Raw genomic sequence first — 8,693 nt, 5'->3', positions numbered from 1 at the left:
CCGCTGCGCACTTCGTGCGGCGGGGGTCCTGCCGTCCTGCGGAAAGATTTGGGGGCAAAGCCCCTGGCCTCCCCTATGTTAACTTCACTGGCGGCGGCTACAGGAACCTACGCTCTGGAAAGTCGCCGGGCTGATTTTTTGGCTTCTATTTGACAAAGGCGCACTTCCCAGCATCTCATTCGCCCTATAGCTCTGTTTTAATTTCTAATTGATGATCGATGCGTGGCGTCATCTAATTATCTCCGCTACTCAAAACAGCCCCAAGTTTACGTACTAGCGTCTCAACAGTAATTCCGAGTGCATCCGCATAGACAAACTGCTCATAAACCCTAAGGCTGCGTTCCCCGGTCTCGACCTTTGAGATGAACGACTGAGGTACCCCCAGCTTCTTTGCAAGTTCAACCTGAGTGATACCTTGCTCCCGACGAATCTGGGAAAGGCATTTTCCGCATGTCCTGTTAGCATCAACGTTCATGCCGTTTACGCTATATTCCATTTTGATATATCCCAAACTGGGATATATTTATGTCACCAGCCATTCCGCTTATCAAAAATGCCCATCGCAGATTCATAGCTAGGAAGGAGCCTCGATAAACATGAATGACGAGATGAAGGAGCCCGACGAGGAAAAGGCACTCAGCGAGTCCGACGAGCGGAAGCCAGATTTCAAAGCCGAGCAGTTTTCTGATGGTGCTAGCGACATCCCCTCCTCTGAAATTCCGCCATCAAACGAAGATGACGGCGCACGCAAAAATGAAGAAAACGACTCACTTCTAACGCGGGCCATTCATAAATTAGGCAATAAAAAACGAGCGGCAATCGCAGCTGCCGTGGCAGTTGTCATCATCTTCAGTTTGCCCATGCTGTTTCCTCAATTGTTTTGTAGCCACAAGCTATGGGCCAATGCAACCTGCACTAGCCCCCGTGTATGCAAAAGTTGCGGCAAAACCGAGGGAGAGCCTCTCGGGCACGAATGGGAAGAAGCAACTTGTACGACACCGAAGACCTGCCAGCGTTGCGGCGAAACGAAAGGGGAGCCACTCGGACACCAACCGGGCTCGTGGACTACCGAAGTTGACTACGTAGACGCCACCTCAAAGGAAATACGAGAATGCGAAAAATGCGGAGAGGTCGTTGACACCCGCAACGAAAAGGAAATTACTTCCTTTCTTGGCGACGGATCGTTTTCAATTTCACCTGAAGGCTTTATTGAACGACTTAACGAGGAATTCTCCGATATTCCCAATTGCAGCAGTATGAAGGCGAGTTACGAGTTAGACGATAGCGGCACGGGACTCGAGCTTCAGATAAAAAATGGCTCTACGCTTGCCGGTATTGGAGGTTTTTTCTCGGACTCGAGCAGTCAACTACTATTCAGCTATCTTGGATCAGAAAACTGCTTCAAAAACATAGTCATGTACTTCGAAAATTCAGATTATGCCGCGGCGACAGCATTAGCAACCATACAAGCAATTGATCCAACACTCTCATTTTCCGACGCTAAGGAGATTGGCGCTGCCTGCGTAGGTACGCCAACTGTCAAAAATGGAATTACGTACGCAATCTTAGCTTCAAATGGAGAATACTGGCTGAGCACCCGAATTGAATAATTTACTTTAATTGCTAAATGCAGGCGCCTCTTACTCGCGGCATATTAAAGTTCAACCCCTGCTAGCATCGTCAATCGAAATATGCCCCGCCGAGCACTTTAGCTTGGCGGGGCATTTCAATACGTAGGCGGATTTTGATACCTAGAAGGCCCACATGCCCCCACTAGGCAGCCGGCTTCGCTGCTCAAATTGCTCGAACTGCAACTTGAGCAATCAGCGGCCAGCATCTCTTTTAGGCTGCGCTAGTTTCTTTGTATTCAAAGACTGGCTCTAAGATGTCTTCGATGCTGCAGTGCAGGACTTTCGCCATATCCCTTACGGTTGTTACCGATGCTTCGTTGATGTTTCTCTGGCGCTGTTCGTACATTTGGATTGAGCGGAGTGATACGCCCGATTCGTATGCCAGGTCTTGTTGGGTTTTCTTGAGCCTCTTTCTTGCTTGCGCCAGTTTAGTTTGACGAGGTGTTTTCTTCGCCATATCGCAAATAAGACGCGCCACACGTTCCTCTGAGGCTTCATGCCAGGGATAGTACAGACCGCGCAGCGCATCAAATGGAACGACATGCAGCAGATCTTCGAAAGACTCCCCTAAACGCCACTGCAGGTATGCCAGCATCCAGCCCGCCCAATATTCCGGCGTCTTCTCAAATCGATAGGTGCAGTCCGGTATAGGCCTGTTTTGATAGCCCGATCTTTCAGCGATAAGCGCGAACAGCTCAACGCCCGATTTTCCCGATACGACCCATGCGTTGCCGCGTTCGAACTCGCGAGCTACGCCGCTGAGGCAAAAGAGTTCAGCAACTTCCGATCCCTCTGCTCCATAATCATTAACGGCATAGTCAAAGCAGTCGCCTAGGTTGTTCATTGCGTCCTCGAGGTAATAGACGGGATATGTCCTACTCGGCCCACAATCCGTTAACTCTTGGATCATTTAAATCAACCCTCCCTGCCATCAAATCCCTAATGTCGACACCCTCGGTGTCAAATCCGTTTATCGTATCCAGATACTTACGTCGAGCATTCTGTTCTCGCTCAAATCGTTTGGGATAAAACTCAGCTCCCGAGGCCTGCTTCCAATCGCGGAACCTGATCGCCGAGAACGCGCGCTCACTCATAAGAGCGTATTGGATGCCCAAATCGCCCAAACGCATAATGAGTTGCAGTTGCCTGAGCGAGATCATGCCGTTAACGAACTGTCTTGCAAACGAAAAGTAGGAATCGTCGGCGCGATAGCCTCGAATAACATCATAGGGAGAAATATCAATCAGGCAGTTATCCAGCAGATAGCGAAGTCCTTCGCGTGCCAGCGGCGTCGAGACATTAAACTCCCGGTTGTCGGCCAAAATCGCAAGCCAATTAAGAATTGAAAACTCCCCGGACTCCAAATCCAAGACCGCGAGACCATCCATATCGAGCTCATATCGATTCGCGATACCATCGGACTCGGTCCGGCATGCCCATTCCATCGCCATTTCCTCATGTGGCGTGCAATAAAACCCACGTCCATAGTCGTTGAACTGCTTACATCTATCCAGCGACGGATGCTCGACAACAACCTCCGACCCGTGCCACAGCTCCATATCGGCCTCCTAAAAAATATCACCACAGTGATAGTTTACCAATAACTATCACTGAGGTGATATAGATAAGAGCTTTTGAGGGGTTGCAGCTCGATTAGAGGCAGGCCTCGGCGATGCGGCGCTTGAGTTCGTCGATGCCGGTGCCGGTCTGGGAGCTCGTGATGATTACGTTCTCAGCCGGGACGTTGAGCTGCTTTTTGATGGCTGCCGCTTGGCGGGCCTGCTGGGTGCGGCTGAGCTTGTCGGCTTTGGTGAGGCAGACGATAAAGTTGAACTCGTTGCCCTGCAGGTAGTCGATCATGTCATGGTCGAGCTTACTGGGGTCGTGGCGAATGTCCACCAGCGACACAACCAGGTTAAAGCTGCGCTCGGAGTCGAAAAAGTCGCCGATAAGCTCGGCCCAGCGGTCGCGCTCGGCCTTAGAACGACGGGCGAAACCATAGCCCGGCAGGTCGACGAAGTGCACGTCGTCGGCCTCGAAGAAATTGATGTTGCTTGTCTTGCCCGGTGTGCTCGAAACCTTGACCAGGTTCTTGCGGCCAAAGAGCTTGTTCATAATCGACGACTTGCCCACATTGGAGCGGCCGACAAAGCTCACTTCGGGGCAGGTGGACTCGGGAATCTGCGAAACCTTGCCGTAGCTGGCGACGAACTTGGCAAGCTGGTAGTTAATGGAATCGGCCATGGACACTCCTTGGTCGTAGGTTCTTACAAAAGAGCGCGCTATTGCGCAGCGGCAATGCGGCGGACGATATCGAGCGTGATGTTACTTGCGACACGCGCGTACTCGAACAGATCGAACTCTCGGTCGCAAATTGCATCGTACGCCTCGTCACAATTATCGCTGATAGCGCGCAACACCAGGCAATCGACACCATTTTTGGTTGCGACATGGGCAATCGCCGCGCCCTCCATGCCGACACAATCGGCATGCGTCGCTTCGATAGCGTCGTTACGCATGGCGGCGCCCGTCACAAAGCGGTTACCCGTGGCAATCGTGCCGACCAGGAACTGTTTGGTGCCCTCGTTCGAAGCGACTGCATTTGTCGAAGCGTCAACGAACCCACGCTCAGCAAGCACGTCGACGGCAATATCGACCAGCGCGGGCGTCGAACCAAACTCCTCAAGCCCCGGTGCGGACTCGGCGATAAGCGCGGTATCGGTATCCAGATAGCGTAGGCGTTTGCCAATGACCACGTCGTCGATATGGAGCTTGGGGTTCAAACCGCCCGCAATGCCCGAAAACACAACAGCCTGCGGAGCATACTTGCTAATGAGGTGCTGTGTTGCAGCGGCGGCGTTCACCGTGCCCATGCCCGCCGTTGTGGCGACAACTGTCAGGCCGTCGAGCTCGCCGCTCACAACGGTCAAGCCTGCCTCCCGTGCCTCGCAAACGTCGCTCAGCTCTTCCTTAATCTGCATGATCTCTTTTTCGAGCGCACCGATAATCGCGATGGTAGCCATACCATTCCCCAAACCTATACGAAATTCTCAACCACGGTATGGTACCAGCATTTTGTTTGACCTCGCCAAACGAACACGCTAAGCCAGTGCAGCTCGCGTATCAAACAGCGCCTTTGCAATCGCGGCCGTAACCTCACTCGAGCGGTCGCTCCACGGCATCGATGTCATGACGCTCATGACATAGGTACGGCCATCGATGTCGATAGCAGGCATTTCTTTCCAAAGATATTCAGTCGCGTTTAAGGTGTCTCTAAACAATAAACAGGCGTTTCTATGCAAAAACACCGATTCTGTTGCGCATCTCTGCCCAAAACGCAGTTGCGATGAAATAGTTCCTGTTTGGGCGGTATTAGCCGATAAACAAGAACTATTCCACCGCAACTTGACGGGGCTCTTTAGCAATCAACTAGGTGCCCGGGGGCACTCATTTAAGTCTGTCCCCAATGAGTGCCGCTAGCCGATGGCGTTTTTGAGTTCCGTGCGGCGCTTTTTCATGCCGGTCATAACGGCATTGCGCAGCTCGGGCATGCGCGCGGTATTCATCTGAGGCACGCCCTCAAGCTTATAGGGAATCCCCAGCTGCTCGTACTTGACGACACCCATCGTGTGATACGGCAGCATCTCCAGGCCCACCACGTTATGCCACGGGGCAATCAGGCGGCCGAGCGCCTCACACTCCTCCACCGTGTCGGTAATGCCCGGCACCACCACGTGGCGGATAACGACTTTAATCTTGCGACGCGCGAGTTCATCACCAAACGCCAGAATGCGTGCGGGGTCGCAACCGGTCAGCTTTTTATGCTCGACGGGATCGGCATGTTTAATATCGAGCAGCACCATGTCGGTCTCGTTGAGCACAGCATCGAACTTCTCGGGATGGTTGGGGTCAAACGCATATCCGCAGCTGTCAAGGCAGGTATGCACGCGGCCATCGGGGTTGTTGTGCATTGCACAGAACAGGTCGGCCAAAAACTCGGGCTGCAGGAGCGGCTCGCCGCCCGAAACCGTAATTCCGCCGCTGCGGTAAAACTCATGGTTGCTCTGGAACTCGTCCATCAGGTGCTCGACGGTCACCATGGTGCCGCCGTTAACCGACCAGGTATCGGGGTTATGGCAATACGCACAGCGCATGGGACAGCCCTGAACAAACACCACAAAGCGGATGCCGGGACCGTCGACCGTTCCCATCGTCTCGATCGAATGCACGCGACCCAGGGCATACGCAGAGTCCTCGGGATGAGCGTCCACACCCTCAAGCGTCATCTCAGCCATTCCCGCAACCTTGCCTCTCTTTGGTTATTGTCAATTAAAATGCCAGAGTCATTCTAGCCCATACGCATGATGGTGAAACGGTTTAGCGATCGATTGGGTTGTCCTATTTGGCCCCACGCAAGAGCGGCGGGAAGGTTGTCGCAACCCGCCCGCCGCCGTGGCAATAGATATCGATTACGCCAGCCCTTACGCCTTGAGCGTCAGCACCGCACCAAAGGCGGTCGGGCCACAATGGCTCGAGATGACGCCGCCGACCTGAGTCCAGGTGATGTCCTTAAAGCCGAGTTCATGCGCGTAGACCTCCATATCATCGCGCAGCTCCTCGGAAAGGCCTACCGAATACGCCAGGCCAATGTGCGAGTAGTCAATCTCGCCCTTGGCAACCATGTGGTCAATAAAGGCACGGGCGCATTTGAGCATAGAGCCGCGGAATTTCTTGGTTGCCACAAACTTGCCGCCCGTCACTTCAATGCAGGGCTTGATCTTGAGCAGATGAGCGCCCAGGAACGCAACGTTGGACAAGCGACCGCCCGCCTTGAGGAAGGCAAGATCGGTAGGAACAAAGACCAGCAGCACGCGGTCCATGACGGAATTAGTGAAGGCGAAAATCTCGTCGACGGTGGCATCGGGGTGAGCCTCGATGTATTTGGCAGTCTCGACGGCAACAAGCGACTGGCCTACCGAGACAAAGCGCGTGTCCATGGAGAACACGTAGTCGCGGCCCTTAGCTGCAATCTTGGAGGACTGATGCGAACAGGTCGTGACTTCGGAGTACGCAAGATGCAGGATGGTCGCGTCGGGCTTCTCGGCATGGATACGGTCGTACACATGAGCAAAATCCGCAGGCGCGCAGCCGCTGGTCTTGGGCATCACGCCAAACTCGTTGCAACGCGAATATATTTCGAGCGGATCGATCGAACCGTCCTCGACGGTCTCGTCACCAATCGTGACATGCATAGGCACGCGCACGATGCCGTAGCGCTCGCAGAGCTCCGGCGTCACATCCGAACCAGACTCAACCACGATTACGTACTTGCCCATTATCATCACGACCCATCTCGACGTTGATTATTTATTACGCGCGCACGCCCGTCGCCCAATTGAACAACGACTCCCAAGCACCAGAGAGACGCCGCCCTTCGCCACAACAAAGGACAGCGTCTCCCTGAAATACTCCGTGCTTGCATGAGATTCTACACGGTTTAGTAATGAGTGTTACTTACTCCGCAAACGGTAGCTATATGCGATAAACGGTAGCCACCAAGAAAGCCCGTGTATCCAAAACGCCATGGTCACTCACAATGCGGCTAGCGAGCCAGACGGTAAAACTCCATCGAGGCGTCGCCCTCGGCGCGCAACTGCATCGCAGGCGCCGCAGACGAATAGGTGCGGCTCGTAAGCGCAACCTCGCCGTCGTTGACAAATACCTCGAGCATCGTGGCATCCGAAAGGACTCGCAGGCAGTAAAGCTCGTCGAGCTCAACCGACCTCTTGTCGCGTCCATAGCCCTCATCGCCCATATCAAGTGTGATCATTCCGTTGGCAAAGCACACGACAACACCCTCACGAACCTCCAGCTCAATGGACTTCGTCCCCCGGCACGACACGACGGCATCAAACAGTCGACCAGGAGAGTCGACGGTCTCTCCGGCGGTCACCGAAACACGCTCCTTGCGCAGTTGCTCAACCTCGCGCGCGGGCCACTGGCAGAGCTTACCGTCGCGCATATTCAGCACCCTCGGCACGGTAAGCGCGCACTGCCATCCGCGTTCCACCGTCGGGTTTTGAGCCGTTGCATCGGGGCAGCCGGCCCAACCGATCATAATCCGTCGACCGTCGGCATCTGCAAATGATTGAGGGGCATAGAAGTCAAAACCTGCATCGACCATCTGGGGCTTGCCCGATTCGACAATGGCAAAGCAAGGCTTTTCCCAATCGGCCTTGATGCGGAACCACACGCACTGATGCGGGTTTCGGTAACGCCAACCATCGACGGGCACGCCCTGTGGGCAGCAAACGAGGATTAACTCGCCATCGAGCTCAAACAGATCCGGGCACTCCCACATAAAACCGAACTTCTCGCCGAGTTCAATACGCGTCGCATATTGCCAGCACTCAAGATCGCGCGAGGTATAGACAAGCACGCAACCGCGGTCGTCTTTTGTACGAGCACCGAGAACCATGTAGTAGATACCGTCGTGCTCCAGGATCTTGGGGTCGCGCACGTGCGTACCGATATCGTCGGGGTAATCGAGCGGCCCAACAGCCATACGTTTCTCGCCCAATTCGTCGGGGTTCTCGGCGACCATGTGAATCTGATTTTGCTCGCGCCCTGTCAGCACATAGTCGTAATCGTCGCGATCAAAATGCTTGACGTTGCCGGTATAGAAGTAGTGAATCTTGCCGTCGTGTACAAAGGCAGAACCAGAATACACTCCGCTCGAATCCAAATCGGAATCGGGGAACAGCACAGGGCCACGATTCTCGTACGTCACAAAATCCTTTGTTGTCAGATGATTCCAAAGCACTGGACCGCCATGCGCAGCATCGAATGGATCGTATTGGTGATAGATGTGATACGTATCACCAATCTGCACCAAACCGTTGGGGTCGTTGAGCCAGCCAAGCTCAGGCTCCACATGGAACAGGAGCCTATCGGGGTCGGACGCGATGCGACCCGCCGTCTCATCCTGTCCGGCACGCCACTGCTCATAGTCCGCGCGCGTCACCTTATTTTTTTGATTTAACATCGCCGTTGACTTTCTCG

Annotated in this window: 10 protein-coding genes; 1 reads left to right on the top strand and 9 read right to left on the bottom strand. The window is 54.0% G+C overall.

The features are described 5' to 3' along the window. Window positions 1-232 precede the first annotated feature (232 nt). The gene (locus DXD48_RS07840) at window positions 233-496 is read right to left on the bottom strand and encodes a helix-turn-helix domain-containing protein (RefSeq protein ID WP_233502327.1); all 264 of its coding nucleotides are present in this window, start codon (window positions 494-496) and stop codon (window positions 233-235) included. Between the two features lie 100 nt (window positions 497-596). Here DXD48_RS07840 and DXD48_RS07835 point away from each other — a divergent pair, with 100 nt between their 5' ends. Next, window positions 597-1,610, top strand: a complete 1,014-nt coding sequence (locus DXD48_RS07835) for a hypothetical protein (RefSeq protein ID WP_117564734.1) — start codon at window positions 597-599, stop codon at window positions 1,608-1,610. 232 nt (window positions 1,611-1,842) lie between these two features. Here the strand turns inward: DXD48_RS07835 and DXD48_RS07830 are convergent, their stop codons facing one another. The 8 genes from DXD48_RS07830 to DXD48_RS07800 all read right to left on the bottom strand — a co-directional run bounded on the left by DXD48_RS07830 (window position 1,843) and on the right by DXD48_RS07800 (window position 8,676). Beyond that, window positions 1,843-2,541: a helix-turn-helix transcriptional regulator gene (locus DXD48_RS07830; RefSeq protein ID WP_233514977.1), complete on the bottom strand. Its 699-nt coding sequence runs from the start codon at window positions 2,539-2,541 to the stop codon at window positions 1,843-1,845. Further along, on the bottom strand, window positions 2,507-3,190 hold the full coding sequence (locus DXD48_RS07825; RefSeq protein WP_117564732.1) for a DUF3990 domain-containing protein: 684 nt from the start codon (window positions 3,188-3,190) through the stop codon (window positions 2,507-2,509). Before DXD48_RS07825 ends, DXD48_RS07830 begins: the two co-directional genes overlap by 35 nt. Window positions 3,191-3,284: 94 nt before the next feature. Continuing rightward, entirely contained in the window at window positions 3,285-3,875 is a 591-nt protein-coding gene (gene yihA, locus DXD48_RS07820; RefSeq protein ID WP_055252447.1) for a ribosome biogenesis GTP-binding protein YihA/YsxC, read from the bottom strand. Between the two features lie 38 nt (window positions 3,876-3,913). Continuing rightward, window positions 3,914-4,654, bottom strand: coding sequence for a 5'-methylthioadenosine/S-adenosylhomocysteine nucleosidase (mtnN, locus tag DXD48_RS07815; protein WP_099432169.1), 741 nt, complete (start codon window positions 4,652-4,654; stop codon window positions 3,914-3,916). 78 nt (window positions 4,655-4,732) lie between these two features. After that, window positions 4,733-4,867 carry a hypothetical protein gene (locus tag DXD48_RS10320; protein ID WP_255413212.1) on the bottom strand — a complete coding sequence of 45 codons (135 nt, stop codon included), beginning with the start codon at window positions 4,865-4,867 and terminating at the stop codon, window positions 4,733-4,735. A gap of 240 nt (window positions 4,868-5,107) precedes the next feature. Beyond that, a complete protein-coding gene (gene pflA / locus DXD48_RS07810; RefSeq protein ID WP_117564730.1) occupies window positions 5,108-5,926 on the bottom strand; it encodes a pyruvate formate-lyase-activating protein in 819 nt (272 codons plus the stop codon). Window positions 5,927-6,112: 186 nt separating this feature from the next. Beyond that, window positions 6,113-6,967 carry a DegV family protein gene (locus DXD48_RS07805; RefSeq protein ID WP_117564728.1) on the bottom strand — a complete coding sequence of 285 codons (855 nt, stop codon included), beginning with the start codon at window positions 6,965-6,967 and terminating at the stop codon, window positions 6,113-6,115. Window positions 6,968-7,233: 266 nt separating this feature from the next. Further along, window positions 7,234-8,676, bottom strand: a complete 1,443-nt coding sequence (locus DXD48_RS07800) for a glycoside hydrolase family 32 protein (RefSeq protein ID WP_117564726.1) — start codon at window positions 8,674-8,676, stop codon at window positions 7,234-7,236. Window positions 8,677-8,693 lie beyond the last annotated feature (17 nt).

This window comes from Collinsella sp. TM05-37 (assembly GCF_003436455.1).
Classification (GTDB): Bacteria; Actinomycetota; Coriobacteriia; order Coriobacteriales; family Coriobacteriaceae; genus Collinsella.
Note: the sequence above shows the minus strand (reverse complement) of the source record. Positions and strands in the feature narration are given on the sequence as shown.

Excerpts from the sequence above, each read along its gene's own strand:
- DXD48_RS07840 (WP_233502327.1), bottom strand. The coding sequence starts at position 496 with ATGGAATATAGCGTAAACGGCATGAACGTTGATGCTAACAGGACATGC.
- DXD48_RS07835 (WP_117564734.1), top strand. The coding sequence starts at position 597 with ATGAATGACGAGATGAAGGAGCCCGACGAGGAAAAGGCACTCAGCGAG.
- DXD48_RS07830 (WP_233514977.1), bottom strand. The coding sequence starts at position 2,541 with ATGATCCAAGAGTTAACGGATTGTGGGCCGAGTAGGACATATCCCGTC.
- DXD48_RS07825 (WP_117564732.1), bottom strand. The coding sequence starts at position 3,190 with ATGGAGCTGTGGCACGGGTCGGAGGTTGTTGTCGAGCATCCGTCGCTG.
- yihA (WP_055252447.1), bottom strand. The coding sequence starts at position 3,875 with ATGGCCGATTCCATTAACTACCAGCTTGCCAAGTTCGTCGCCAGCTAC.
- mtnN (WP_099432169.1), bottom strand. The coding sequence starts at position 4,654 with ATGGCTACCATCGCGATTATCGGTGCGCTCGAAAAAGAGATCATGCAG.
- DXD48_RS10320 (WP_255413212.1), bottom strand. The coding sequence starts at position 4,867 with ATGCCTGCTATCGACATCGATGGCCGTACCTATGTCATGAGCGTCATG.
- pflA (WP_117564730.1), bottom strand. The coding sequence starts at position 5,926 with ATGGCTGAGATGACGCTTGAGGGTGTGGACGCTCATCCCGAGGACTCT.
- DXD48_RS07805 (WP_117564728.1), bottom strand. The coding sequence starts at position 6,967 with ATGGGCAAGTACGTAATCGTGGTTGAGTCTGGTTCGGATGTGACGCCG.
- DXD48_RS07800 (WP_117564726.1), bottom strand. The coding sequence starts at position 8,676 with ATGTTAAATCAAAAAAATAAGGTGACGCGCGCGGACTATGAGCAGTGG.